General features: G+C 60.9%; 22 protein-coding genes. 7 read left to right on the top strand and 15 right to left on the bottom strand.

What is annotated here, in order from left to right:
- Positions 1–483 precede the first annotated feature (483 nt).
- The 7 genes from ACZM8Y_RS11890 to ACZM8Y_RS11860 form a co-directional block, all read right to left on the bottom strand.
- On the bottom strand, positions 484–3537 hold the full coding sequence (locus ACZM8Y_RS11890) for a hypothetical protein (RefSeq protein WP_482333621.1): 3054 nt from the start codon (positions 3535–3537) through the stop codon (positions 484–486).
- Positions 3538–3849: 312 nt separating this feature from the next.
- A complete protein-coding gene (trpA, locus tag ACZM8Y_RS11885; RefSeq protein ID WP_482333623.1) occupies positions 3850–4620 on the bottom strand; it encodes a tryptophan synthase subunit alpha in 771 nt (256 codons plus the stop codon).
- Positions 4621–5300: 680 nt separating this feature from the next.
- The gene (trpB, locus tag ACZM8Y_RS11880) at positions 5301–6473 is read right to left on the bottom strand and encodes a tryptophan synthase subunit beta (RefSeq protein ID WP_482333625.1); all 1173 of its coding nucleotides are present in this window, start codon (positions 6471–6473) and stop codon (positions 5301–5303) included.
- A gap of 2 nt (positions 6474–6475) precedes the next feature.
- Positions 6476–7108, bottom strand: a complete 633-nt coding sequence (locus ACZM8Y_RS11875; RefSeq protein WP_482333627.1) for a phosphoribosylanthranilate isomerase — start codon at positions 7106–7108, stop codon at positions 6476–6478.
- Positions 7109–7323: 215 nt separating this feature from the next.
- On the bottom strand, positions 7324–8109 hold the full coding sequence (locus tag ACZM8Y_RS11870) for an indole-3-glycerol-phosphate synthase (protein WP_487479967.1): 786 nt from the start codon (positions 8107–8109) through the stop codon (positions 7324–7326).
- The gene (gene trpD, locus ACZM8Y_RS11865; RefSeq protein WP_487479968.1) at positions 8099–9691 is read right to left on the bottom strand and encodes an anthranilate phosphoribosyltransferase; all 1593 of its coding nucleotides are present in this window, start codon (positions 9689–9691) and stop codon (positions 8099–8101) included. The genes ACZM8Y_RS11870 and trpD overlap by 11 nt, the downstream gene beginning before the upstream one ends.
- Entirely contained in the window at positions 9672–11114 is a 1443-nt protein-coding gene (locus ACZM8Y_RS11860; protein WP_487479969.1) for an anthranilate synthase component I family protein, read from the bottom strand. Before ACZM8Y_RS11860 ends, trpD begins: the two co-directional genes overlap by 20 nt.
- A gap of 562 nt (positions 11115–11676) precedes the next feature.
- Here ACZM8Y_RS11860 and ACZM8Y_RS11855 point away from each other — a divergent pair.
- From ACZM8Y_RS11855 to ACZM8Y_RS11825, 7 genes are all read left to right on the top strand, one after another.
- A complete protein-coding gene (locus ACZM8Y_RS11855) occupies positions 11677–13038 on the top strand; it encodes an ethanolamine ammonia-lyase subunit EutB (protein WP_487479970.1) in 1362 nt (453 codons plus the stop codon).
- 9 nt (positions 13039–13047) lie between these two features.
- Positions 13048–14022 (top strand): ethanolamine ammonia-lyase subunit EutC, encoded by a 975-nt coding sequence (eutC, locus tag ACZM8Y_RS11850; RefSeq protein ID WP_482334900.1) that lies wholly within the window; start codon positions 13048–13050, stop codon positions 14020–14022.
- A gap of 296 nt (positions 14023–14318) precedes the next feature.
- Positions 14319–14978: an ethanolamine utilization microcompartment protein EutL gene (gene eutL, locus ACZM8Y_RS11845; protein ID WP_308772068.1), complete on the top strand. Its 660-nt coding sequence runs from the start codon at positions 14319–14321 to the stop codon at positions 14976–14978.
- A 689-nt stretch (positions 14979–15667) separates the two neighbouring features.
- On the top strand, positions 15668–16426 hold the full coding sequence (locus ACZM8Y_RS11840; RefSeq protein WP_308771182.1) for a hypothetical protein: 759 nt from the start codon (positions 15668–15670) through the stop codon (positions 16424–16426).
- Between the two features lie 3 nt (positions 16427–16429).
- Positions 16430–17845 (top strand): ethanolamine ammonia-lyase reactivating factor EutA, encoded by a 1416-nt coding sequence (locus ACZM8Y_RS11835; RefSeq protein WP_479858443.1) that lies wholly within the window; start codon positions 16430–16432, stop codon positions 17843–17845.
- Between the two features lie 18 nt (positions 17846–17863).
- Positions 17864–18211 (top strand): hypothetical protein, encoded by a 348-nt coding sequence (locus ACZM8Y_RS11830; protein WP_479858442.1) that lies wholly within the window; start codon positions 17864–17866, stop codon positions 18209–18211.
- Between the two features lie 39 nt (positions 18212–18250).
- The gene (locus ACZM8Y_RS11825) at positions 18251–18460 is read left to right on the top strand and encodes a hypothetical protein (RefSeq protein ID WP_482334472.1); all 210 of its coding nucleotides are present in this window, start codon (positions 18251–18253) and stop codon (positions 18458–18460) included.
- Between the two features lie 23 nt (positions 18461–18483).
- Here ACZM8Y_RS11825 and ACZM8Y_RS11820 read toward each other — a convergent pair whose 3' ends face one another.
- The 8 genes from ACZM8Y_RS11820 to ACZM8Y_RS11785 all read right to left on the bottom strand — a co-directional run bounded on the left by ACZM8Y_RS11820 (position 18484) and on the right by ACZM8Y_RS11785 (position 25337).
- A complete protein-coding gene (locus ACZM8Y_RS11820) occupies positions 18484–18900 on the bottom strand; it encodes an MmcQ/YjbR family DNA-binding protein (protein WP_302553443.1) in 417 nt (138 codons plus the stop codon).
- A gap of 200 nt (positions 18901–19100) precedes the next feature.
- Positions 19101–19346 carry a hypothetical protein gene (locus ACZM8Y_RS11815; RefSeq protein WP_308771179.1) on the bottom strand — a complete coding sequence of 82 codons (246 nt, stop codon included), beginning with the start codon at positions 19344–19346 and terminating at the stop codon, positions 19101–19103.
- The gene (locus ACZM8Y_RS11810) at positions 19309–20760 is read right to left on the bottom strand and encodes a TolC family protein (RefSeq protein ID WP_489501758.1); all 1452 of its coding nucleotides are present in this window, start codon (positions 20758–20760) and stop codon (positions 19309–19311) included. Before ACZM8Y_RS11810 ends, ACZM8Y_RS11815 begins: the two co-directional genes overlap by 38 nt.
- Positions 20757–22697 carry a MacB family efflux pump subunit gene (locus ACZM8Y_RS11805; protein WP_302553439.1) on the bottom strand — a complete coding sequence of 647 codons (1941 nt, stop codon included), beginning with the start codon at positions 22695–22697 and terminating at the stop codon, positions 20757–20759. The genes ACZM8Y_RS11810 and ACZM8Y_RS11805 overlap by 4 nt, the downstream gene beginning before the upstream one ends.
- Complete coding sequence (locus tag ACZM8Y_RS11800; RefSeq protein WP_302553438.1) at positions 22694–23899, bottom strand: efflux RND transporter periplasmic adaptor subunit; 1206 nt, start codon at positions 23897–23899, stop codon at positions 22694–22696. Before ACZM8Y_RS11800 ends, ACZM8Y_RS11805 begins: the two co-directional genes overlap by 4 nt.
- Before the next feature lie 105 nt (positions 23900–24004).
- The gene (locus ACZM8Y_RS11795) at positions 24005–24397 is read right to left on the bottom strand and encodes a type 2 periplasmic-binding domain-containing protein (protein ID WP_302553437.1); all 393 of its coding nucleotides are present in this window, start codon (positions 24395–24397) and stop codon (positions 24005–24007) included.
- Positions 24397–24750, bottom strand: a complete 354-nt coding sequence (locus ACZM8Y_RS11790) for a 5'-nucleotidase (RefSeq protein WP_302553436.1) — start codon at positions 24748–24750, stop codon at positions 24397–24399. The genes ACZM8Y_RS11795 and ACZM8Y_RS11790 overlap by 1 nt, the downstream gene beginning before the upstream one ends.
- Entirely contained in the window at positions 24747–25337 is a 591-nt protein-coding gene (locus tag ACZM8Y_RS11785; protein ID WP_479858440.1) for an RNA polymerase sigma factor, read from the bottom strand. The genes ACZM8Y_RS11790 and ACZM8Y_RS11785 overlap by 4 nt, the downstream gene beginning before the upstream one ends.
- Positions 25338–25509: the final 172 nt, after the last annotated feature.

Below are 25509 nucleotides of genomic sequence, written 5' to 3'. Positions count from 1 at the left end.
CAACCTACAAAATATTGTCTTTAATAATTTTAAATAGTTATATACAAAATAACGACATAGCTTGGGGCCTTCAAAGGCATTTGCCGATGCTCCCTGCGGCGAGAAAGATTTTCCTCAGTATCTATTTTGAATGGCATAAAAGAAGCTGCCAACCTTTTGCTGTGGCGGAACCCAAGAAATACGACATCAACCGTTTCCTGTAGCGGGGCTTTTCAGAAGGCTGTGCCATTGGAAATGGCTGATGTTTTTTTTCCTGAAATACCAAAGGGATACCCAATGCAAAGCCTCAGCCATAGAGCCAGCCAACGGGAAAACTAGGGAAAAGGCCATTTTTTTCAACATATTAAGGCGTTAAAACGGCAATATCCTATGGCGGGGCCTTTCAGAAAGGCCCCTTCCCCCGGTGCCTCCATTTTTTAGGGGCTGCACACACCGCCTGCGCCAGGGAGAGCCGACATATGTTTTCCTGCCTGAATTTAGGGGCTACACACGCCGCCTGCGCCTGAGCAAGGGGCGATGTCCATTGGAGAACCCGGCACAGCGTTTGTTGAGCGTGAGGATATAGGTTTCGTAGCTGTCCAGATAGAAGGACAGGGCACGGGCGAAATTGCGCCCAAGCAAACCGTCCACGAAAAGCTGGCTGACTTCGCGGACGCGGGACAAGATCCCTTGTGACCGGGCCACGATGACCCGTTCCTCGCGAGTCATGGAGCGGAGGATGGAAATCAGGGTTTGCTGCGCACAGGGCTGGTACAGCCAGAAATACATGAGATCCAGCGCATTGATGATGCTTTCCACTTGCAGGGATCGGGCTTCCGTGGAGGTGAGCCGGGTAAATTCCTTGGGGCGGGACAACAGCGAAAGGATGTCCTGATCCGGGAAGGCCAGTTCCAGTTTGGCATAACAATCGAACAGGCGCTGCAGTTTGGTTTCGTAGTCCCAGTACCGAAGCCGCCGGTTGTTGCGCCAGTCGGCAAGGCCCTCGATGATGGCCGCCACCGTATCCGACGCGGTTTTGGAAATGATGGCTGCGCCGGGCTCAAGGAACAGCAGGGGATCGGCCGTTGTGAAGAACGGCAGGAACAAGGCCAGCACGTCGTTGTAGAACACTGAAACCGGGATGGCGAGCAAACTTCGGAAGAGGTTCCCGATGATGGCTTCCTTGGGGAAGCCCCGATAGATGTTGTGCAGCGAAATATAGATGCTGTTCGCCCCGGCGATGATGGAGAAGACAAGGAACTGGTGATCCTTGACCGTCAGCCCAAGCCCGTCTTCCAAGAGCAGCACGCGGATAAAATATTCCAGCAGGGGAACGGACAGCCCCGTGTACAGCAGCGAGTCGCAAACGCGGGTCCAGCTTACATAATCGTTCCAGCGCAGGAGGGAGCGGCTCCACATGCCGCCTCCGCCGAGGATGGCCTGCGGGATGTTGCGCAGGCCCGTGATGAGGAACCACAGGGGCGCGCCGAACCACGCCAGCACCCACCACTCCTGTGTGTACAGGAAGGTCACCAGCGCCGGGATGAATCCCGCGAGCACCTTGAGCGTATTGGAAATGGGCGTGCTGAGGCGCGAAAAGCCGAGCCATCGCGGACGGGCCTTTTCGGTTTGTTCGGCACGCAGGCCGTTGTCCAGCTCGCCGCCGATGCCGCCCATCGTGATGACGTTGCCTTCTTCGCCGATCTGGGTAACGCCGGAAGAGGCGCGCCACTCCTTGGTGCGGCGGAGACCGAAATGGCTGAACCCCCAAATGCGGCGCAAGCGCGGCCCGATCCAGTGCATGAAGGCCGAATGGCGTTCCTGTTCGACATAGGTTTCCCGGAACTCCAGCGACAGCGACACGGGAAGGTAAATGGGCCGGAACTGCTTGCCCTTGGCGATCTGCCTGCGTGCGCCGTAGGGGAGGGTTTCGGGCATGGCAAGGCCCATGCCGTGCCGCACGCCAGAGTGGCTTGTGGAGTCCGTCCCGATGCGGGCGCGCAGGGGCGCGACCTTGTACGGGGCCTGCAGCGAGGGGATGTTGCGCAGGATGATGCGGAACTTGGCGCAGCGCTCCTTGTCCTTTTCGGAAGACGAGGCTTCCAGCGTACGGATCATGCCCCGCAGTATCTGCTTGAGGTGCAGGACGCTCCCCTTGTTGATGGCGATCTGGAGATCGTTGATCGCCGTGAGGTGCCGGAGATGCCCCTCCTGCCATTCCTTGAGGTTGAACAGTTCCAGATGGGTGATCATGCCTTGGCAGTCCCAGAGCAGTTCGAGCACGTCCTCGGCGGCAAGTTCCGCAAGCTGGAGCGTGATGCGGTAGCCGCTGCGCAGGCAAGAAAGCCAGTCAAGCAGCACATGGGGAGGCATCCTGAGCAGTTCCGGCGTGTCCGGCGCGTTGTCCGGCACGTCGGGGGAAGGGAGCTCCGGATTGCGTTCGGGCTTGAGCCACGTTTCCATGATCACTTCGATCGTCAGCATGTCCATGCGCCGGATAAGCTGCGCGATCTGGCTCTGGCGTTCGCTGGTGGCGGTGAGTGCCTCCTCCCGCAATGCCTTGACCCGCTGGGCAAGGTGCTTGAGGAGCGTCTTGTGCACGTATTCGGCAAGGTGGAGGAATGAGGTTTGCCCCGTCCCCACATAGGCGAGGAACGCCTCCGGCTCAAGAAGCGGGACGGGGATTTCGAGCTCAGCGGCCAGCGCCGGGGCGTGCTTGGCGTTCCACAGGTGGAGCGTATCCATGACGTGGCGCTGCATCCAGAGGGATGCCTTGCGCCCTTCGTTCATGAGGGCGACCATAGGCCGCTCGGCGAGGAAGGACAAAAACGCTTCAGGATCGGAGAACCCGCGCGGGGCCCAGACGAAGGAGACGAAGCGATCCCGGAAGGGCGTGCGGAATTCGAGGCCGATGCGGACGTCGACGCCCATGATCTCGGCGGCTTGCAGCAGCTCGCGCGCGGCGGCGGGCTCCACGTAGTTGTAATAGACGACGGTGAGGTAGCGGATGCCCTTGATCCATGCGTCCATGATCAGGTGCGTCGCATTCTTGCGGCCCTTGGTATTGGCATCGTGGACATGGTGATCCAAGGTAAGCTGGTTCCATTCCTCAGGCATTTCCAACAAATGGTATGTATTCAGGAATTGGCGTACGAGGCGGGGGTTCCCGGACGTGACTTTCCTGAAATCGTGCACGAGCTCAAGCTGCGTCAGTTCATCTTGCCGAGACCGGACGATCTCCTTCATGATCTGGATGAGGACGCGGCCCGTATTGTACCGGAAGGGCGTACGGGCGCTGTGCAGCACTTCGTCGCGGAGGATGCGCAGGGCCATGAGCCGATCCGGAGCGCCGCCGGCCTCAAGGTTGCCGAGCAGGTTGATGACCGCGTGGGCCATCCTGTACTCGTGGGTCGTCGTCAGTTCCAGGATGCCATGCGGATGGAGATTGGCGTCAAAGACCTTGTGTTCAAGATCCTGCGAGGGGCCGTGATCGATCGTTTCGTTGATCATACGCAGGAGTTCACGATCCTGCTTGTCGAAAAAAAGTGTTCCGAGCATGGGCAATCCTGAAGGCAATAAAGGGAAATAACAAGAGAAATAATGCAAAAGGTGAAACGTCCCTTCTAGTCAAAAAAAGAACAAGCGTCAACGGCCCGCCGTGGGAGACATCCGCGCTTCCAATGAAATTGTATTCAAGTATATGAAATTAAAAATGATTTTTTAGAAAATCATCGAAAAGGTGAATGCCCTCCGTGAAGAGGGCGGGGCTTGCGCCTGATTAGGGGCGGATAGGGAAAAGTGCGGCAGCAAAAATCCCTGCCGGTGGAAGTCCATCCGGCAGGGATTCGGCGGCGGCCTTTTTGTTTGCGGCTAGCGGGCCCATACCTCAAGGAAGGCTTTGGCGGCGTTGCCCTTGTCGAGATGCTTCAACAGGGCGCTGCCGAACACGGCGGCGTCGGGCCGGATGTCCGCGGGGATGGCGGCAAGCTGATCGGGGTGCTGCAAGCCGAAGCCCAGGGCCAGCGGCAGGTTGAAGGCTTTCCGCGCCCGGCGCAGCGTCTCTTCCACTTGCGGAGGCAGCCCCGCGCGCGCCCCGGTAGTGCCGAGGACGGAGACGACGTACACATAGCCCTCTGAAACGGCGGCGTATTCGCGCATCCTTTCTTCCGGCGTGTTCTGGCCGACCAGCGCGATCAGAGCGATGCCGTGCGCTTTCAGCGTGGCCCGGATGGGGGCGCTTTCGTCAAGCGGCAGATCCGGCACGATGCAGCCGGAGACGCCCGCTTGTGCGGCATCGGCGGCGAAGCGTTCCAGCCCGTACTGGAGGAACGGATTGAGGTAGCCCATGAGCACGATGCCCGCCTTGAAGTTTCCGGCGCGCTGCCTGAGGCCGTCCATGATCCAGTTCAGGCTGACGCCCTGTTCCAGCGCGCGGCGGGAAGCGTCCTCAACGACCGGGCCGTCGGCCACGGGATCGGAGAACGGCACGCCGATTTCGATCACGTCCGCGCCGTTGGCGTCCAGTTCTTCAATGATGCCCCAGAACGTGTCGAGCGTGGGGAAGCCTGCGGTGACGAAGGGAATGAGCGCCGTGCGTCCGGCTGTGTGCGCATCCCGTATTTTCTGTTCAAGAAAACTCATGATGGTGCTCCTCGTTATGCCTCCGGCGGCAAGGGTGGCTACCGCCCCCCTTGACCCCCTGTCCGGGGGGAATAATTCCCCCCGGGCCCCCTTGGTTTGGGGGGAGGGTAGGTATTTTGGATGTTTTATTTTTGGCTGTGCCATAGAAAATGGTTGATGCCTTTTTCCTTGAAGTCCCAAGGGAATAACCGATAAAATGCCTCAGCCATGAAGCCCGCCAAGGGGAAAACTGGAGAAAAGGCTGTATTTTCACCGTGCTGTGAAGATGCATGACACAGCTTATTTCTTAGTTATCTGTTTTTAACTTGTTGTAGCATGTTAAGAAGGGCAGTGAACAGGTTCCTGCATAGGATACGGTTGTTTTATCTCCACGGTATGGTGAAAATGCAGCCTTTTTCTCAAGCCGTTCCATTGGCGGACTCCACAGTTGGGGCATTTTATCGGTTATTCCTTTGGAACATCAAGAAAGCATCAACCATTTCCTATGGCACAGCCGTGAACAAGAATTGAATGGGAACGCAAAAGTCTTTGGAACACTTTCTACGTTCTTTTCTGGGCCGTGTCGTCGTTTGACATATAACTGTTTGAAATTATTGAAAACAATATTTTGCAACTTGATAAATAATTCAATAATTTCAATAGATTATATATGATTGACGACATAATCTAACGCTTTTCCTTTATTCAAAGTTCAGATGCTGTTCTACGATGTCCATGTCCTTGTCGCCGCGCCCGGAGAGGTTGACGACGACATGCCCCCTTGCGGGGAGTTCTTCGTGGTGCTGGAGTACCCATGCCAGCGCGTGCGAGGATTCCAGCGCGGGAAGGATGCCTTCGGTGCGGCAGAGGGTCTGGAAGGCGTCAAGCGCCTCGGCGTCGTTGGCGAGCCCGTAGTGGACGCGCCCGATGGCGTTCAAATAGGCGTGCTCCGGGCCGACGCCGGGATAGTCGAGCCCGGCGGAAACGGAATGCGAAGGCTCGATCTGCCCGTCCTTGGTCTGGAGGAGCATGGTCATCTGCCCGTGCAGGACGCCGGGCGTGCCGAGGTTGATCGGCGCGGAATTGTAGCATCCCGGCTCTCCGGTGCCGGCCGCCTCAACGCCGATGATGCGTACGGATGCGTCACCCACGAACGGATGGAACATGCCGATGGCATTGGAGCCGCCGCCCACGGCCGCAACGACCGCATCGGGAAGCCGCCCGGTTTTCTCCAGCATCTGGGCACGGGTTTCGCGCCCGATGACGCTTTGAAGATCCCGAACCAGCGTGGGGAAGGGGTGCGGGCCCGCCGCCGTACCGAAACAGTAGTGCGTGGTTTCCTGCGCGGCGATCCAGTAACGTAGCGCCTCGTTGATGGCGTCCTTGAGCGTCCGGGTGCCGCTCCGGACGGGCCGGACTTCAGCGCCGAGCAGCTTCATGCGCCGCACGTTGGAGGACTGGCGCTCCACATCCTCGGCACCCATGAAAACGATGCACTCAAGCCCCAGACGGGCGGCGGCAGCGGCCGTCGCCACGCCGTGCTGGCCCGCGCCGGTTTCCGCGACCAGCGCCGTTTTGCCCATGTGCTTGGCGAGCAGCGCCTGACCGAGCGTGTTGTTGACCTTGTGCGCGCCGGTGTGCAGCAGATCTTCGCGTTTCAGCCACAAGGAGAAGCCGAGCCGTTTGGACAGGGTGGGGCAGTAGGTCAGGGGCGTTTCCCGTCCCGCGAAGTTGCGGAGCAGGTCATCCAGCTCCTCCTTGAAGGTGGGGGAAGGCATGATGTCCCGCATGGCCTGTTCCAGTTCCTGAAGCGGAGGCATGAGCAGTTCGGGAACGAAACACCCGCCGAATTCTCCAAAATAACCTTTTTTCATGACTATCCTCTCAGAGCCGCTAGTGCGGCCCGCATACGTGAAGGGTCCTTGCGTCCGGGTTCGGATTCGAGACCGGAATTGAAATCCACCCCGTCAGGGGCACAGGCCGCGACGGTTTCATTGACGTTTTCAGGCGTGAGCCCTCCGGCCAGCAGCCAAGGGAGGGGTGCGTTCAGGCCGCGCAGCCGTCCGGGGCCGATCCGTTTCCCGCTGCCGCCCCCGGACATCCCCGCGTCAAGCAGGAACATTCCGGCTGTTGCCGCGTGCCGGTTCATGGTTTTCTCCAGTGCCGCCAGATCGGGATAACGCTCTGGCCACAGTACCCTGATGAGACGTTCGGCCCCAAACGTGCGGCTCAGGCGATTCGCGCAGGCCATCGACTGATCCCCATGCAGTTGGATGCGATCCAGACGGGCGGCGCGGGCGGTTTCCTCGATGAAACGCATGTCGTCGGTCACGAACACGCCCACACGGAGCATATTCCCGCTGTCCAGCGCGGCGGCCTGTTCCGGCGTCACTGCGCGGGGGCTTTGCGGGGCGAAGATGAACCCGCAGAGGTTCACTCCGAGCGCGGCGGCGCAGTCCAGATCCGCCTGTTCGCGCATCCCGCAGATTTTGATGATCAAGTCGTTCACTGTGGCTCCACTGGAAAATATTGGTGAAAACGGGACGGAAGGACCCAATCCCCCCGCTCCTGCCCGCCACCCCCTCTTGAAAGCCCAGATAATCCGCACTCCCTCAAACAGGGATTCGATAAGCGCAAAAGTCTTTGGAAGAGGAGGGATGGGGGTCTGGGGGAAGGGAGGAGAAAGCTTTTCTCCAGAAAAGTTTCTCCTCCCTTCCCCCAGCCTTATCTCTCCAACAGCCCCTTCAACGCCGCGCCGGGCGCGCCGCCGTCCATGAGGCTGGTCCCGACAAGCACGGCCTGATAGCCGACGCCGGCGGCCTGACGGAGATGATCCGAAACGGAGATGCCGCTCGCCGCAATCCATGCTTCGTTGTCCCCGGCCTGATGGAACCGTTCCGCAAGACGGAGGCAGGCGGAACGATCCACTTGCAGCGTATCCAGATCCCGGGCGTTCACCTGAATGATCCGTGCCCCGGACTCGCGGGCAAGGGCGAGATCGGCCTCATCGAAGATCTCAACCATGGCGTCGATGCCGTGCGCTTCCGCCTGCTCGCGCAGGGAGCGCAGCAGGGCCGCGTCGGGCGTCAGGCGGACGATGAGCAGCAGGGCCGAGGCCGGGGTCGCCGCCGTAGCCGCCACCTGCAATGGATCAAAGATGAAGTCCTTCCGCAGCAGGGGCAGTCCGGGCGCGGACATGCGCTTGAGATACCCGATTGTGCCCTTGAAATAGGTTTCCTCGGTCAGCACGGAGAGGCAGGAAGCCCCGGCTTCGGCGTACTGTTTGGCCGCCTCTTCCGGCGGGAAATCCATCAGGATGTCCCCCCGCGAAGGGGACGCCCGCTTGAACTCCGCGATGACGTGGGGCCGGTTTCCGTTTGGCGCGCGCAGGGCGTCCAGAAAGGACGGACGCTCGATCCGAAGCGGAAGCGGCAGCATATTGATGTATTCGAGCTGGCGGAGCGCCTGTATTTCAGGCTGCTTCGCCGTTTTGAATTTCTCAAGCAGCATGGAGCACCCTCCCGCCCACGCCGGAAGCGAGGGCTTCGCGGGCTTTCACTATGCAGGTCGCCAGCGGGAGTTTGCCTTCCAGCAGATAGATGCTCATGCCGACGTTGAGGGCGAGCATGTTGCGCATGGCTTCGGGGCCGCGCCCGGCGAGGAGTTCGCGGAGGACGGCGACGGCTTCGTCACGGCTGGACACGGCGAGGTCTTTGGGCGTGCACGCGGGGATGCCGTAGTCCGCCGGATCGAGGGTGAGCGGCTCAAGCTCGCCGTTGTCGAGGATGATCATTTCGTTCGGGCCGATGGGGGTTATTTCGTCATAGCCGCCCGCCCCGCAAACCACGGCGGCCCGGTGTACGGAAGACTGGGCCAGCGTTTCGGCCATGAGCTTCACGAGGTTGGGCCGGGCCACGCCCAGCAGGATGTGCGTGGGGCGGGACGGGTTGATCAGGGGGCCGAGCAGGTTGAACAGGGTGCGGATGCCGAGCTCGTTGCGGATGGGCGCGATGTTGCGGAAGCAGGGATGGAACCTCTGCGCGAACAGGAACACGAAGTTCCGGTCATGCAGGATTTTGCCCACTTCGGCCGGGTTGACGTCCAGATTGACGCCGAGCCCTTCCAGCGCGTCGGCGCTGCCGCATTTGGAGGATACGGCGCGGTTGCCGTGCTTGACCACCTGATAGCCCATGCCCGCCAGCGTGAGCGCCGTGCCGGTGGAGCAGTTGAAGGACGAGCGCCCGTCGCCTCCGGTGCCCACGACTTCAATATAGGAGCCTTCGATGCCGTCCACGCGCACGGCCCGGGCCAGCGCTGCGCGGGTGGCGTGGGCCATTTCGAGCGGGCTTTCGCCCTTCATGCGCAGGCCCATGAGGAAGCTGCCCGCCTGGGAGGGGGTCATGGTGCCGTCCATGAGCGCCGAGAATCCGGCGGAAGCCATGTCGGCGGTCAGATCCTGCCCGTTGGCGAGGGTATCCAGAATGGCGTTGATGGCGTTGGCGTCATTGCCCGCGGGCAGGATCGCCTTGGGGAAATTGCCGAGCAGGCGCAGCCCGTCCGGTGTCAGGATCGATTCCGGGTGGAACTGGACGCCCACCCACGGGCGATCCTTATAGCGCAGGGCCATGATTTCACCTTCGGGGCCGTGCGCCGTGACCGTGAATTTGGCGTGCGCCTCGTCCACGTCGGAACGGACGACCAGCGAATGGTAGCGCCCCACGCGCATGGGGTTCGGGATGCCGGAGAAAAGCCCTGAGCCGTCATGCACGATTTCGGACGCCTTGCCGTGCATGATGCAGGGCCCGACCACGACTTCGGCTCCGGCGGCAAGGCCGAGGGCCTGATGGCCGAGGCAGACGCCGAGCACCGGGATTTTGGGATCGAGGATGCGGAGGACTTCCATGCAGTATCCGGCGTCCTTGGGATGGCCGGGGCCGGGGGAGAGGCACACCATGTTCAGGGAAGGGTCCTGCGCCAGTTCGAGCAGCCGGGGATCGTCGTTCTTGACGACCACGGGATCTTGCCCAAGCGCGTAGAAAGCCTGCACGAGGTTGTAGGTGAACGAGTCGTAGTTATCGATGAGCAGGAACATGGTCTTCTCCGGTGGTGTTGAGCACGGTACGCATGATGGCTGACTTGTTGCAGACTTCATTCCATTCGGCGGCGGGGTCGGAGTCGAAGACGATGCCGCCGCCCGCCTGCCAATGGAGTTTGCCGTCCTTTACCCACATGCTGCGGATGGTGATGCCGGTATCGAGGCTGACGTTGTCGTCGTCGAGCCCAAGCCAGCCGATGCAGCCCGCGTAGGGGCCGCGCGGAAGCTGTTCCGTTTCCGCGATGATTTCCATGGCCCGGACTTTGGGTGCGCCGCTGACCGTGCCCGCCGGGAAGGTCGCCGCCAGCACGTCCAGCGCGTCGAGATCCGGCTGGAGCCGGGCCGTGATCCGCGAGGTCAGGTGCATGACGTGGGAGAAGCGTTCCACTTCCATGAGCCGCTCCACGCTGACCGTGCCGGGGCGGGCGATGCGCCCGAGGTCGTTGCGGCCCAGATCCACCAGCATGACGTGCTCGGCGCGTTCCTTGGGATCTTCCTGCAGCTCGGCGGCGAGGCGGGCGTCTTCGAGATCGTCGGCCCCGCGTTTGCGGGTTCCGGCGATGGGGGAGAGCTGGAGCTTGCCTTCGTCGCACCGGATCATGACTTCGGGGGAAGAACCGAACAGGGTGATGCCCGGCAGATCCATGAAAAACATATAAGGCGAGGCGTTGCAGCGGCGCATCCGGCGGTACAGGGTGAAGGCGTCCCCCTCGAACGGCGTGCTGAACCGGCAGGAGGGAACGACCTGAATGGCCTCGCCCTGACGAAGCATCTGTTTGATTTTGTTCACGGCATCCATGTAGCCTTCCCGTCCCGGCGTGGCGGTCACGGCATCTTCGCCGATGAAGGGCAGGGCCGCGCCGCATTCCCGCGTCCGTGCGCCGTTCACGTCCCTGTGTTCGCCAAGGCTGAGCTGGCACAGCCGGTTGTACAGGTGGTCGAACACGAGCACGGTTCCCGGCAGGACAAGGCTGGCGTCGGCGTCCTTTTGGGGCAGGCAGTTTTCCAGCTTCTTGTTGAAGAAGCTCGCCATGCCGTAGCCGAAATAGCCGTACAGGGCGCGGGTGATGGGCGGCAGCGTGATGCCTTCGGGCCTTTCGAGGTGCAGGCCGCGCATGAGCGCGCGCAGGCCTTCCGTGAAGGGCATCCCGTTGAGCGCAGCAAAGGGGCGCAGGCGGTCGTCGCTGGTGTCGAGTGCCAGCAGCCCGTCCCGGCAGGCGGCCTGAAGCAGGAAGTCGCAGGCCAGAATGCTGTAGCGTCCCCACCGCCCGTCGACCTCCGCGCTTTCCAGCAGAATGCCGTGATGTTCGTGGCACATACCGAGGAAGAGGCTGATGGGGGTGTCCATATCCGCCGGGAGCCACCGCGCGCTCTGGCGCAGGGTGACGTCGGGGGCGGCGGGCGTTTTGGAAGCTGTCATGTCGGTGATCCTTTTGGGGTTGGGGTACAAAAAAAGGCGCCATCCTTGGGAGGATGGCGCCTGTATGAACGGATACAGCAATGCCGGATCGGGCCTTACACAGGCCGCACTCCCCCCCTCACGTCGATGACGCGCCACCACCAGCGATAAGCGGTAAAGGAAAGGGAAGAAGCGTTGGACATGGTTTGATCCTTCAAAAAGGCATTGTTTAATGTGAAAAAGAATACGTGGCTGAAAACTACTGCGAACCCGGCGAGTTGTCAATCCCTCACGGGCATACTTTCTTTTTCCCGGAAAGGGCGTTTCCGATCCGGGAAAATGGGATGCGGCATCCTTGCGCGGATACGGCTGGGGCGTCCTTTTGCCGCAGCGCGAAACATGCGGGCTTAAGCCCATGAAGCATCTTCTACCCCGAATTTGTGACGGTTTCGTGTCCTGAAAAGGAAAAAACGGTATGGAATCCGGTCAGGCGGAATGTTTGACATGCCGTAGCCTTGACGCCGATTCCTCCTGCGGCTAGGCTTCTTTTTTCGTATGAGAGATTGTCTGTCTGAGGGGCACCGTGAAACTGAAAACGACTCTTTTTGGCGAAACCTACCGCTTCGATTCGGTTCGGGACGTGCTGAACAAGGCGGGGGAGCTGCGCTCCGGCGATGTGCTGGCGGGCGTCGCCGCCTCCTTCATGCGGGAACGCGTCGCCGCCAAGCAGGTGCTCAGCGAGCTGACGCTTGGCGACCTGCGTGAACATCCCGTAGTCCCTTATGAAGACGACGCCGTGACGCGCATCATTCAGGATGCCGTGCACACGCCGGTCTACGAGAGCATCAAAAACTGGTCGGTCGGGGAATTCCGGGAATTTCTGCTGGACGGGCGTACCTCTTCCGCCGACATTGAGCGCGTCCGCAAGGGGCTCACCTCGGAAATGGCCGCCGCCGTATCCAAGATCATGTCCAACGCCGATCTCATTTTCGCGGCGAAGAAAATGCCCGTGGTCGTGCGTTCCAACAATACCGTAGGGCTGCCGGGGCATTTCTCCTCACGGCTTCAGCCCAACGACACGCGGGATGAGATCCCGTCCATCGTGGCGCAGGTGTATGAGGGGCTGTCTTACGGCGCGGGGGATGCGGTCATCGGCATCAATCCGGTGACGGATACGGTGGAGAACACCAAGGCCATGCTCAATGCCCTGTGGGAGATCATCGAACGCCACCGGATCCCCACCCAGAACTGCGTGCTGGCCCACGTCACCACGCAGATGGAAGCCATCCGGCAGGGTGCCAACGCGGGCATGATCTTCCAGAGCATCGCGGGCAGCGAAAAGGGGCTGCGCGAATTCGGCGTGACCACCGGCCTGCTTGATGAGGCGTATGATCTCGCGCAGCATTACTGTCAGGCCACCGGCCCCAACGTCATGTATTTCGAGACGGGGCAGGGCTCCGCGCTGTCGGCGGACGCGCACTACGGCTGTGATCAGGTGACGATGGAGGCCCGCTGTTACGGGCTGGCCCGCCGCTACCGGCCGTTCATGGTCAATACGGTGGTCGGTTTCATCGGCCCGGAATATCTGTATAACCATCAGCAGATCATCCGGGCCGGGCTTGAAGACCATTTCATGGGCAAGCTGCACGGCCTGCCGATGGGCTGCGACTGCTGCTATACGAACCATGCCGACACCGACCAGAACTCCAACGAGAACCTCATGATCCTGCTGGCGGCCGCGGGCGTGAACTTCATCATCTCCCTGCCGATGGGCGACGACATCATGTTGAATTACCAGACCAACTCCTTCCATGACATCGCCACCGTGCGCCAGTTGCTCAACCTGCGGCCCGCGCCGGAGTTCGAACAGTGGCTGGAGCGGCACGGGATCATGGAAAACGGCTGTCTCACCTCCCGCGCCGGGGATGCCTCCATTTTCTTTTAGGGGAACGCCATGCAGGAACAGGAAATTCGCGCGCTGGTGGCGTCCGTGCTGGATGCCCTGAAAACGAAACAGGCATCCCCTGCGCCTTCCGCTGCTGATGACGGAATGGCTCCCGCAACCCCGGCGGGGGATGGCTCCGCGGGCGGTTCGGGGGCAGCGCCGGAACTTTTGGCGGCAACCGGTGATGCCGACACGGACGCATCGCTGGAGGATCTGGGCGGCCCCGCCTTCCGCAAGCCTTGCGGGGTGAAAGAGCCGCACAATCCCGAAGTGTTGCAGGAGTTCATGCAAAGTACCGGGGCCCGGATTGGGGGCGGCGCGTATGGAACGCGGCCTTCGACCACGGCCTACCTGCGTTTCCTTGCGGATCATGCCCGGTCCAAGGGAACGGTTTTCCGTGAAGTCCCGGAGGAATGGCTGCACCGGCGCGGGATGTTGGCGGTTCAGACGTTGGTGGAAGACAAGGATACCTATCTGACGCGCCCGGATTTGGGGCGCGTACTCTCGGAGGCGTCCCTGCAAACGGTGCGGGAGCATTACCGGCCCGCTCCGCAGGTGCTGATCGTGCTGTCCGACGGCCTGAGCACGGACGCCGTGCTTGCCAATGCGGATGAAATCGTGCCCCCGCTGACCAATGGCCTGAGGCAGGCCGGGTTCACGGTGGGCGATCCGCTGTTCCTGCGTTACGGGCGGGTCAAGGCCGAGGATCGGCTTGGTGAGGCGGTGGGATGCGACGTGGTGCTGATGCTCGTGGGCGAGCGGCCCGGTTTGGGGCAATCGGAAAGCATGAGCTGTTACGCCGTGTACCGCCCCACGGCGGCGACGCTGGAGTCGGATCGCTCGGTTATTTCCAACATCCACCGCGAAGGCACGCCGCCTGTGGAGGCCGCCGCGGTTATCGTTGACCTTGTACGCCAGATGATGCGGCACAAGGCCAGCGGCATAGCGCTGAACAGGGCTCTTAACCTCGGTTTTTCCGGTTAAATGTCACGCCGGAAGCCTGCATGGGAAAGCTGCGGCGAGGATTCGTGCCTCGGCGGATTCCGCAAGAACCGGTGATATGCTGATAAAATAGGTTTTTTGATGGCTCTGTTGTATTTATGGTTGTTTCATCTCCACAGTACATTGAAAATACAGCCTTTTTCTCCAGTTTTCCTCTTGGCGGGAGCTACGGATAAGGCACTTTGCCGGTTATCCCTTTGGAGCTTCAAGGAAAAAAGCATCAACCATTTTCTATAACACAGCCTTTTTGATACACAAGACGTGAGAAGAGAACGCCGATGAAAGTGTTGCAACCCGTTCCAGTCCGAGTGCTTGCCAGCCGGATCATCCCTTCGGTCGATCCGGGGTTGGCTGCGGCCCTCAAGCTTGAGCCGCGCCACCGTGCGCTCGCCCTGTTCACCGCCGACAGCGATGATGTAAGTTACATAGCCATCGACGAAGCGACCAAAAAGGCCGCCGTGGATGTCGTCTACGCCAGTTCCTTTTATGGCGGGGCGGCCCATGCCTCCGGGCCTTATTCCGGCGAATTCATAGGGATCCTTGCCGCGGAGACGCCCGGTGATGCCGAAGAGGGGCTGCGCATCGCCGTGGATTACGCCCAGAACCGCGTTTCGTTCCTGACGGCGGATCCGGAAGGGAAACTGATCTTTTTATCGCATCTGGTTTCCTCTTGCGGCACGTATGTTGCGGGGCAGGCCGGGATTCCGGTCGGCACGGCGCTGGCATGGCTCATTGCGCCCCCGCTGGAGGCTACCTTTGGTTTGGATGCGGCTCTGAAGGCTGCGGATGTCCGTCTGGTGAAGCATTTCCCGCCGCCGTCTGAGACCAACTTTTCCGGCGGCTGGCTTGCCGGGGATCAGGCGGCGTGTCAGGCGGCGTGTCAGGCGTTCACCGAAGCCGTGCTCGGCGTTGCCGCCAGTCCATTGGAAAGAATTTGATTTTTGAGATTGGGGAGGGGAAGGGAACCCTTTGGGGAAGGCTGTGTCATAGAAAATGGTTGATGCTTTTTTCCTTGAAGCTCCAAAGGGATAACTGACAAAATGCCTTAGCCGTGGATCCCGCCAAGGGGAAAACCGGAGAAAAAGGCTGTATTTTCACCGCACTGTGGAGATGAAACAACCACAAACTCTAACAGAGCCTTTGGAAAAGGGTTTCCTTCCCCTCCCCAAACCCCACCCCTTCCCTCCCAAAACTTTCGGCTGGTGGGGAGGCTGCGCGGCGGGAGTTCCGCCGTTTCCTTGAGCCGTAGGCGTGGCTGGTGTCCGTGGGGAAGGTGGTTTTGTAGTACATTCGTATTATTGAGAAAAAATGGCCTGGCTGGATGAGCTTGCAGGCGGTTTTAGAGCTTTTTCGCGTTGAAAAGGCTCTTCCGGCTGCGTGAAGCAGGCGGCCGCTGTGAAGGCATAAGTACACTGTATTTGTGCTGTTCAATGCCGGAGCGGGCGTGCCTTACACTTTACGATTATACAATGTTAAAGTGGAGTTGCTCTAAAGTGCGGGCAATGTATCCGAAGGGTGCGGCAAGTGGATTGCCGCGCAGGGCGTTTCTGGGGGATTGGAAAAAGGCAATGATCGTATCCCGCTTTGGGGGAAAGAGCGGGATTCGTCTGTAACACATGGAAACGACATGCGGTATTTGACGGAACAGGATTTGATGGCCCGTTGCGGCCTGGGGCAGGGCGTGGAGCTGCATCTTTCCCCGGAGGAGCGTCTGACGCCTTCCGCGCAGGAGCTGGTGAACAACAGGAAGATACGGATTCTCATCGTATCCGGCGACGGCCGCGTCGCCCGTGACGACGGGAAGGCCGTGCATCCCTTGGCGACCGAGGAGCGTCCCTTCGCCAAGGTCGAAAAGACGGAAGCGCAGACCCATCTGAACGGCACGGAAATGGTGACCAAGGATCATCCCCGGATTTGGTTCCGGGGCAAGGTGGATTCCGCCATTGCCGCCGCCATCCTTGTCCAGACGCAGTTGCAGCCCGTGCTGGCGCCGGAGTTGCAGGGCCTGCTGGCGGATCTGCGCTCGTGGCTCGGATGGGCCATGCGCTGCGAAGTGTTGGACGAAGCCGTACCCGAATTGAGCATGGGGCCGTTTTCACGGGAAGCTGCGCGGCGGTTGGCTTGCCGCCCTGAAGAGCTCGGACTGGCGCCTTTGTGCCCCGATGCGGCGGAAGGTTCCGTTTTTACCCTACTCAACTGGCTGCGGGCGATCATCCGTGAAACGGAAGTGGCGGCTGCGTTTGCTTTCCGCAAGCAGGACGGCACGTTGGAACGCCCGGACATTTTGGAGCTTTTGGACGGGCTGAGCAGCGCGGTTTACGCGTTCATGCTGCTGGTGAAGGCGGGCGACGGGGGCTTGAGGGCCATACGAGCCGCGCGGGGATAGGCAATGGACGGCAAGCAAATCCTCAGCGTCGGCATTGATATTGGGACGAGCACGTCGCAGCTTGTGTTTTCCCGTCTGGAACTGCGCAACCGGGCGGCGGCCTGTCAGGTTCCCCGTTTTGAAATCACGGATCGCCGGATCGTTTGGCAGAGCCCGGTGGCCTTCACGCCGCTCACGGACGTGGACACGCTCGATGAGGCGGCGCTCGACGCCCTTATCCGGGGCTGGTATGCGGAGGCGGGCGTGCGCCCGGAAGAGGTGGAGACGGGCGCGGTCATTGTGACGGGCGAGAGCCTCAAGACCGTGAACGCCCGGCGTACGGTCATGCGTCTGGCGGACAGCCTCGGAGATTTTGTCGTGGCCTCGGCGGGCCCGCATCTGGAATCCGTCATTGCGGGGCGGGGCGCGGGCGCGGCGGCGCTTTCCGAGGCGCGGCGCGGTACAGTCTTGAACATCGACATCGGCGGCGGGACTTCCAACTATGCGGTATTCCGTGCCGGCCGGGTCGTTGATACGGCTTGCCTCAACATGGGCGGGCGTCTGGCGGAAACCGACGGGCACGGCTGGATCACCCGCGTCCGCAAGCCGCTTCTTCCCGTTCTGGAAGGGTTGTATGGTTCCCGTGCGCCCGAAACCCTTGGCCCTGACGATATTCCCGCTATAGCGGATCGCATGGCCGGGTTGATCTGGCAGGTTCTGGCTGATGAGCGTTCCCCGCTGGCGGATCGGCTGCTCCAGACGCCGCCTCTGAAGCCGTGGCGCTATGATGCGGTGACGCTGTCGGGTGGGGTAGGGGCCTGTTGCGCCGAACCGGACGCCGATCCGTTCCGGTTCCGGGATTTGGGGCCGTCGCTGGCCCGCGCCATCGTGCGCCACCCCGGTTTTACGGCGTTGCCCCTCCTGCCGCCATCCCAGACGGTGAGGGCTACGGTGATCGGTGCAGGATCGTGGATGCTCTCGCTTTCCGGCGCGACGGTCTGGGCCGACGAGTCCCTGTTGCCGATGCGCAACCTTCCCGTGGTGTCCCCGTGGCTGGACTGGCACGCCGGGTTGACCCCCGCCGCAGTGGAAACGGCAATCGGGGATGCCATGCGGCGTATGGATCTTGACGATGCGGATCGTTTTGTCGTGGGGCTTCCCGCTGGGATGCCCGTGACCTATGCGACGGTTTGTCTGTTGGTCGAGGCGTTCGCTGGTTTTTGGAGCCGCCGCCCGGAAGGTCAGCCCGCATTGGTGGCGCTCGCGGAGGATATGGGCAAGGTGCTCGGCATGGAGCTGCGCCCCCGCCTGAACGGGCGGCCTCTGGTGGTGCTTGATGAATTGAAGCTGGCCGACGGGGACTATCTGGACATGGGCAAGCCGCTGTACGAAGGCGGCGTCGTGCCCGTCACCATCAAATCATTGGCTTTTTCCGGCTGATCCGCAAATCCCTATGCCATGAACGACAACGGGTTTTTGTTTAATCTCGAACGGGCGCAGGCAGGCCCGATGGATGAGGAGGCGCTTGCCCGCAAGATGGCTGCCCGTGCCGTCCGTGTGGCCCGCGCGCACGAATCCGTATTCACCGAGGCGAACGGCTGGGCCGGGCAATTTCCGGGGATGCCGGGATATTACTACTTTGTGGACAGCGACGAAGACCAGTATGTCATTGTTGAGGCGATCGGCGTGGACGATGGCTTCGAGCTTTATTACAGCGGCAGTGAAATAGCCTTTCCGCCTGAGGGGATGGACGGCAAATGGAAGCCCGTTCCCGTGCCGTGCGAGTGTTTGCGGGAGAGGGGCTGATATGGCTCTGTCAGAGCCTGTGTTTGTTTCATCTCTATAATGGTGAAAAACAGCCTTTTTCTCCAGTTTTTCATCGGCGGAATCCATGGCTGGGGCATTTCGCCGGTTATTCTTTTGGAACTTCAAAGAAAAAAGCATCAACCATTTCCTGTGGCACAGCCAAAAATATTGGAAGGGGAGCACGCTGCCGCTGCGGGCCCGGAATGCCCGCAATTGGCGTTTGGCGATGAAGGCGTTTCCGCCCGTTAGGGGCTCTTCCTCCCCTTTTCCCCTCATTTTTCCAACGGTGCTGTGCGGTTGGGAAGCTGTCCGCTGGGAACCCGCTTCCTGCGGCTTTGGGTCAGGCGATAGCTTTCCATGAGCAGGGCCCGGAGTTCCTTTTCGGCAAAGCCGCTTTCCAGAAGGATTGTGATCCAGTGCTTCTTGTTCATATGGTACGCGGGCAGGATCCCCGGATCGCCGTACAACAGCATGTCCAGCACTTGGGTACTCTTCACATTGATGATTTCGGCGTTGCCTTTCCCCGGCAGCCCCAGCTTGGACTGGGGCACGCTCATCACGATGCCGTACCATTTCCCGTTATCCGCATGTCTCAATACGGCGTATTCCGGTTCTTGCGGCCACGGGTAGTCCGGTTCCGTGCCGAATGTGGCCTTTACGTACGCGAACAGTTCATTTCGGGTAGGCATAGACGCTCCCATATGCGGGTTCGTGTTTAGGTTTGCGCATGTTGGTTACGGGGAAAACCGTCAACGAGGATTCGACAGGCGCGGACGTTTTTGGAGAGGGAGAGATGGACGCAAGCCGACTCTATAAATGGGGGAAGGGGAATTTTTTTCAGAAAAACTTCCCTTTCCCCATTTTTATGCCTGTTCAAAGAGGGTGGGGATTACTCTCCCACCGACGCCTCGGCCTTTTCGATCTCCTGTTGGATGAATGCCGCGAGATCGGCGGGCTTTCCGCCCTCGAACCAGGCGACCCAGAGGGAGGCGTTTTCGTTATAGTCCTTCAGCGACTCGTAAAAGCCCACGGCCCGTTGCGAAGCCACGGCATAGCGCAGTTCGGGGTGGCTGGTCTCGAAGACCCGTTCGGCGTCCTCAAACGGCGCCTTGTTGATTTCTTTGACTTGGAACATGCTTTTCTCCATTGGTGGACGTGTGCCCCTGTGTAGCCTTTCCGTCAGACGGCGGCAAGATGCGTTCGTAACGCCCACCCATCGCCTTGTAGATCTGGTTCTCGTACCGGATGACCCGGTATTTCGCTTCCAGCGCCGAAAGCATGGAGTTGTCCGCCGTATTCAGGGCATCCAGATAATCCTTGAGCTCGGCGGCGCCGAGATCGTAGCGTGTCTGGTAGTATTCCCCGATGCGCACGTCCTTCTGGTGTTTCGACAGGGTGTTTTCCAACGAGCGCCGTGCGTTGGCGTAACTGAAATAGGCGGCGTCCACCTCATTGAGCGCCGACGTCACGGCCTGCGTGAAGTCCAGTTTCGCTGATTCGAAATCCGCTTCGGAAATCTTGATGTTCCAGCGGATGGTGTTCCATTGCAGGAACGGGAAGCTGACGCGCACCGTGCCCGCGAGCAGGGGCAGGTCAAAGACCTTGCTTGAGGTTGAGGACGAGGTGCCGAGCGTCGAGCCGATGGAGATCGCCGGGTACCAGCTTGCGCGATCCGACTCCAGCGTCTTGAAGGCGCTTTGCAGGCGGGCTTCCGAGGCCCGGATGTCCGGGCGCGCGGCGAGGGCCGCCACGGGCACGTCGAGATCGACCCCGACCGTGGGGTAGGACATCAGGTCGGCATTGCCGATGGCCGGGTTCTCACCGGGGCGGATATTGAGCAGATCCCGGAGCGTCTGGCGGGCCACGTTCTGCCGATCATGCAGATCAAGCAGGCTGTTGCGGGCAGAAAGCAGGGATTGCTGCGCCTGAAGGGGCTCCACGGAAGCCACCTTGCCCAATTCGTACTTGGCTTCGATGAGGCGGAGCAGCTCCTGATAGCGCTTGACGCCGGCTTCCATGACCTTGATGGATTCGTCAAGGTATTTCAGCTCGAAATAGGTGTCCGCCACGCTGTTGACGAGGGCCAGCCGCGCGGCTTCCCGATCTTCCATCGTGGCCTTGTACTCCCATTCCTGCGCGTTGGCGGCGTTGCGGAGCTTCTGCCACAGGTCGACCTCGTAGCTCACCCCGAATTCTGTCTGGTACGATCGCGCGGCGTTGCCGTTGTCGATGTTGTGGGATGCGGAGGCGGAAGCGTCCGCCGAAAAGGAGGGCACGAGATCCGCGGAGAGCAGGCGTGCCTGATACAGCGCCCGGTTCACCTTGATGGCGCTCAGGGCAAGATCCACGTTCCGCTCCAGCGCCAAGGCCACGATCCGGTTCAGATCCGCGTCGTGGTAGCCTTTCCACCATGCGGTGTTCAGGCTGTAGCTGGCGGCGACGTCCTCCGCCGGGAGCAGATCCGTTTTCAGGCTGCCCATCGGGTAGTTGGCGCAGCCGCCGAGCCCAAGGACGAGCAGGGCGGCGATCAGTCGTATGGCGTTCATCATTCCCTCGAAAGCGCGTCGATAGGGTTGAGGCGGGAGGCGTTCCGCGCGGGCATGAATCCGAAGACGATGCCGATGGCCGACGAGCAGGCCAGCGCCAGCAGCATGGAACCGGCGGAATAGGACATGGTGAAGTTGGAGACGAGCAGATCGAAGACCACGCCGATGAGGTAGGACGCCACGATGCCGAGCACGCCGCCGATGACGCAGATAAGCACGGCCTCGATGAGGAACTGCTCCATGATGTTGCCCTGTTTCGCGCCGATGGCCATGCGGAGCCCGATTTCCCGCGTGCGTTCCGTGACCGACACCAGCATGATGTTCATGACCCCGATGCCGCCCACGACCAGCGAGATGAGCGCGATGCCCGAAATGAGCAGGGCCATGGTCCCGGTGGTGCTCTCAATGGTCTTTTTGATGCTGTCCGTGTTCACGGTGAAGAAGTCCGTCTTGCCGTGGCGGGCCGTGAGCAGGGCGGTCAGGTTCTTTTCCGCCATGAGCGGCATGACGTTGTCCTTCACCTTGACGATGACCGAGGAAATGTGCCGCTGCCCGGTGATCTTGTTCATGACCGTAGTGTAGGGGGCCCACAGGTTGAGGGCGTCGGTGGGGCCGAATACGGAATCCTGCTTTTCGGCCACGGCGATGATCTCCAGCGGCTGGCGGTTGAACAGGATGACCTGCCCCACCGGCTCGCCCCCGTTCGGGAACAGCTTTTTCCGGGTATTGTCGTCGATGACCACGTAGGAATGGTTCGCCCGCACGTCGTCCTTGTTGAAGAACCGGCCTTCGGCGGGCTTGAGCCCCTTGACGTCGAAATACTGCTCGCCTACGCCGCTGAGCTGGGCGTTCACCGTGATGTTGCGGTAGACGAGCGTGCCCGTCGCCGTGGTGTTGGGCGTGGCGCTGTCGATGTAGCTCTGCTTGCCGAGGACGTCGGAGTCCGCGACGGTGAGCGTCTTGACTTTGTCCGATTTCCGGTCGCCGAAGCCGTGTCCGGGATAGACGTTGATGGTGTTCGTGCCCATCGAACTGATGTTGGCGATGATCTTTTCCTGCGACCCGCGCCCCAGCGCGACCACGGACACCACCGAGGCGATGCCGATGATGATGCCGAGCATGGTCAGCACGGACCGCATCTTGTGGGCGAGGATGGCCTGCACCGACATTTTGAACGCCTCGACGAACTGATCCTTGCGGAACATGAGGGAGGCGCGGGGCGAACGGGGAAGTTCGCGTTCCGGTGCGGGGACGAGTTCCCGGCTCCGGGTGTCGGAAATGATCGAGCCGTCCTTGATTTCGATGACCCGGCTGGCGAAGCCCGCAATGTGGTGGTCATGGGTCACGACGATGATGGTGTGCCCCCGCCGGTTCAGTTCGGTGAGGATGTCCATGACGTTCTCGCCGCTTTTGGAGTCGAGGGCGCCGGTGGGCTCGTCGGCAAGGATGATGCTGCCGCCGTTCATGAGCGCCCGGGCGATGGAAACGCGCTGCTGTTGGCCGCCGGAAAGCTCATTGGGCTTGTTTTCCAGCTTGTTCGGCAGGCCCAGATCCGCAAGCAGGGACTTGGCCCGATCAAGGCGCGTCTTTTTGTCCACCCCGGAGTAAACGGCGGGCAGGGCCACGTTTTCCGTGGCGGACAGCGTGGAGAGCAGGTTGTAGCGCTGGAAGATGAATCCGATGCGCCTCCCGCGCAGCTCCGCGAGCTCGTCGCTGCCGAGCGTGCCGATGTCCACGCCGCCGATGCGGCAGACGCCGGAGGATTGGGTGTCGAGGCAGCCCAGGATGTTCATGAGCGTCGACTTGCCTGAGCCGGACTGTCCGATGATGGCGACGAAGTCGCCTTCTTCGATGGCAAAGGACATGTCCTTCAGCACATGGACGCGGTTTTGCCCGGCCCCGAAGAATTTGTTGATGCCTTCGGCTTCGATGATGTTCATAGCCGCGGTCCCCGGTGGCGCTGCTGGCCTTGGGCGTCCTGTTCCTGCTGGGTGACTTGGGCGGTGATCACGGCGTCGCCTTCCTTGAGCCCGGAAAGGATCTGGATATGGATGCCGTCGGCGATGCCGGTGGTCACTTCCCGGCGCTCAGGCTTGTCGCCGGGGCCGAGCACGCGCACGAATTTTTTGCCGTTGCCGGACTGGACGGCGATCACGGGGACGAGCAGGGCATCCTTGACGTCCGCCACGGTGATCACGTTCTGGGTGGTCATGCCGATGCGCAGCGGGCCCTGCTTGTTGTCGATAAGCGCCTTGCCGTAATAGTACACGGCGTTGTTCGAGGATGTGGAGGACGAGGAAGAGGAGCTGCCCGTCGATGAGGTGGTCTTGTAGCTCCCGTCCGTGAGCGTGGTCAGGCCGGGGTCGATGGAGGTCAGGACGGCCTTGTATTCCGTTTCAGGGTTGGAAAGGATGGTGTAGGTGATGGGCATGCCCGGCTTGACCGCCGTAATGTCGCCCTCGGAGATTTCGATTTTGATTTCCATCTTGTCCAGATCCGCGATCTGGACGATGGTGGGCGTGGTCTGGTTGGCGTTGACGGTCTGGCCTTCGTCCACGGGCACGGAAACGATGGTTCCGTCGAGCGGCGCGGTGATGCGGGTGTAGCCGAGGTTGACCTCGTCCGTGTTCACGGCGATCTGGGTCTGCCGGATCTGCGATTCAAGCTCGGTCACTTCGGCCTTGGCGAGGGCATAGGCGTTCTCGGCGTCCTCAAGGCTTTCCTTGGAGGCGGCGTCGCGTTTCTTGAGCTGCCTTTCGCGGTCATACTTCGTTTTGGCGATCTTCAGGGCCACTTTTTTGGCGGCAAGCTGCGATTCGTAGGACTGGAGCCGGGCCTTGTCCGTCTCAAGCTGGTTAAGCTGCGGCACGGAGTCGATTTCGGCAATCAGATCGCCTTTCTTCACATCCTGCCCAAGGACGACATGCAGCCTTTTGATCTGCCCGCCGACCTGTGCGCCCACGCTGACGAGCTGGACTGCGCCGACTTCGCCGGTGGCGTTGACGGTTTTAGTAATGTCTCCGATCGTCACGGGTTCCGTCAGATAGGCCATCCCGTCGCCTTGATCCATACGGAACACATACCACGCGGCGACCGCTGCGGCGATGACAAGCGCCGCGATGAGGAACGGTTTCTTTTTCATCAATACAAATCCACTGTACGGCATTCCCGAAAGGGAAAGCCCGTTTTGTCGCCCGGCGGAGCCGATGCGGTGAGCGTTTTGGGGAATTGCCCCACAAGGGGCGCGCTAGTCCGCCTTGCCCTCTTTGGGCGGATGCTGCATTTTCCTCGACAGTTGCTTTTCCAGAAACTCTTGGGCCACGGCCTTCTGGCGTTCATCGAGCAGCGGGGCCATTTCGTTGAAATGCTTGATGATGAATGCCCTGCGGAAAGCTTTTGCCCGTTCCGATTCTTGAAGGAACTCAGGGTGGAGGCGGATAAAGATTTCCCGAACCTGTTCCTGCTGTTTCGGGGTGAGATCCAGCACTTCCGCCAGATGTTCGACCGCCCGGTCGGGGCCCGGAGGCTGCCGGAACAGCTTGAACATGCGCGGGTTGCTGCTGCCGATGGCGATACCGATGAGGCACCCTGCCGCAAAGGTCAGGCCGAGTGCCAGCAAACTCTTGAAGCGGGTCCGCATCAGAAAAACACCTCATATCCGGCAAGGGCCGCCTGCGCGTATTCGGCGAGGGCGGTGCCGGGATCGCCCGCGTGCCAGAAGAGCATCAACGCGCAGAGGATAATGGCGGCATTCGCCAACGCAAGGGGCCGGAAGCGCTGCGCCAGCCAGTCAGGGACATCGGGATCGTCCATCGGGCTGAGCCGGACGGCGAACATCACGCGCTCCTCCCATGCCTCGTCGAGCAGGGAAGCCCGGCCCGTACGCCCTTCGTTCCAGCGGCGCCGTGCCTCTTCCAGCAATCCGTCATCGGGGGATTGAAAGCCGATAAGGGCGGACAGCACGCCGCGCAATGACTGCAAAAGGTTGTTCATGATTGCCTCCCGAGGTTTTCCAAAGGGGGGTTGAGCGCTTCGCGCAGCTTTGCCTTGCTGCGGTGAACCCTGACCCGGACGTTGATCGGCGTCATGTCCATCATGGCCGCCGTCTCCGCAATGGAATAGCCTTCCAGAAAGGTGAGCGTCAGGAGCATGCGATCGCGGGGCTCCAACCGCTGCAGGGCCGATTCGAGCTCTTCCCGTAAGCCGCGGCGTTCGTTTTCTTCCTCATAGAGCCGGAACGAGGCCTGCTCGGTCAAGCCTTCCGTTTCATCTTCTTCGCCTTGGGCTAGAGAGCTGAATGGCGCTTCGGGCCTGTAGCGTTCACGCAGCCGCTCGTAGCAGCAGCGCAGGGCAATGGTCGCCAGCCAGCGCTCGAAGGAGCCCTGGCCTTGGTAGGAGCGCAGGCTCCTGTACGCCCTGACGAAGGTTTCCTGTGCCACTTCGGGCACCTCGTGCGGCAGGACATGCGCGGAAACGAGGCGCTCCACGCGCGGCCCATAGGTTCGCAGGATGGAGCGGAATGCTTCCGCGTCGCCGTTCAGCACGGCCTGAAGGGTTTCTTCTCCCGCCTCCGGGATCATGGCCTGTTCCTTTTCTGTCGTTCAACCCTGCGCCTTTCGGACGGAGAGAGCACGGGAAAGATGCCCTGTACAAGAAGAGTGTGCCGTTCCGTGTGGAATTGTTACACCGGGTGGGAAAATTTTTTGGGAGGAAATTGGGGGAGGGGAGAAGGGCCCCTTTCCAAAGGGGCCC

This window comes from Bilophila sp., assembly GCF_057864385.1.
Note: the sequence above shows the minus strand (reverse complement) of the source record. Positions and strands in the feature narration are given on the sequence as shown.

Coding starts and splice junctions, on each gene's coding strand:
- ACZM8Y_RS11820 (WP_302553443.1), bottom strand. CDS start 18,900: ATGCCTACCCGAAATGAACTGTTCGCGTACGTAAAGGCCACATTCGGC.
- ACZM8Y_RS11795 (WP_302553437.1), bottom strand. CDS start 24,397: ATGCGGACCCGCTTCAAGAGTTTGCTGGCACTCGGCCTGACCTTTGCG.
- trpA (WP_482333623.1), bottom strand. CDS start 4,620: ATGAGTTTTCTTGAACAGAAAATACGGGATGCGCACACAGCCGGACGC.
- ACZM8Y_RS11805 (WP_302553439.1), bottom strand. CDS start 22,697: ATGAACATCATCGAAGCCGAAGGCATCAACAAATTCTTCGGGGCCGGG.
- ACZM8Y_RS11860 (WP_487479969.1), bottom strand. CDS start 11,114: ATGACAGCTTCCAAAACGCCCGCCGCCCCCGACGTCACCCTGCGCCAG.
- ACZM8Y_RS11790 (WP_302553436.1), bottom strand. CDS start 24,750: ATGAACAACCTTTTGCAGTCATTGCGCGGCGTGCTGTCCGCCCTTATC.
- ACZM8Y_RS11810 (WP_489501758.1), bottom strand. CDS start 20,760: ATGATGAACGCCATACGACTGATCGCCGCCCTGCTCGTCCTTGGGCTC.
- ACZM8Y_RS11890 (WP_482333621.1), bottom strand. CDS start 3,537: ATGCTCGGAACACTTTTTTTCGACAAGCAGGATCGTGAACTCCTGCGT.
- ACZM8Y_RS11835 (WP_479858443.1), top strand. CDS start 16,430: ATGGACGGCAAGCAAATCCTCAGCGTCGGCATTGATATTGGGACGAGC.
- ACZM8Y_RS11870 (WP_487479967.1), bottom strand. CDS start 8,109: ATGCTGCTTGAGAAATTCAAAACGGCGAAGCAGCCTGAAATACAGGCG.
- eutC (WP_482334900.1), top strand. CDS start 13,048: ATGCAGGAACAGGAAATTCGCGCGCTGGTGGCGTCCGTGCTGGATGCC.
- ACZM8Y_RS11840 (WP_308771182.1), top strand. CDS start 15,668: ATGCGGTATTTGACGGAACAGGATTTGATGGCCCGTTGCGGCCTGGGG.
- ACZM8Y_RS11785 (WP_479858440.1), bottom strand. CDS start 25,337: ATGATCCCGGAGGCGGGAGAAGAAACCCTTCAGGCCGTGCTGAACGGC.
- ACZM8Y_RS11815 (WP_308771179.1), bottom strand. CDS start 19,346: ATGTTCCAAGTCAAAGAAATCAACAAGGCGCCGTTTGAGGACGCCGAA.
- trpD (WP_487479968.1), bottom strand. CDS start 9,691: ATGTTCCTGCTCATCGATAACTACGACTCGTTCACCTACAACCTCGTG.
- ACZM8Y_RS11800 (WP_302553438.1), bottom strand. CDS start 23,899: ATGAAAAAGAAACCGTTCCTCATCGCGGCGCTTGTCATCGCCGCAGCG.
- ACZM8Y_RS11830 (WP_479858442.1), top strand. CDS start 17,864: ATGAACGACAACGGGTTTTTGTTTAATCTCGAACGGGCGCAGGCAGGC.
- ACZM8Y_RS11825 (WP_482334472.1), top strand. CDS start 18,251: ATGGTGAAAAACAGCCTTTTTCTCCAGTTTTTCATCGGCGGAATCCAT.
- eutL (WP_308772068.1), top strand. CDS start 14,319: ATGAAAGTGTTGCAACCCGTTCCAGTCCGAGTGCTTGCCAGCCGGATC.
- trpB (WP_482333625.1), bottom strand. CDS start 6,473: ATGAAAAAAGGTTATTTTGGAGAATTCGGCGGGTGTTTCGTTCCCGAA.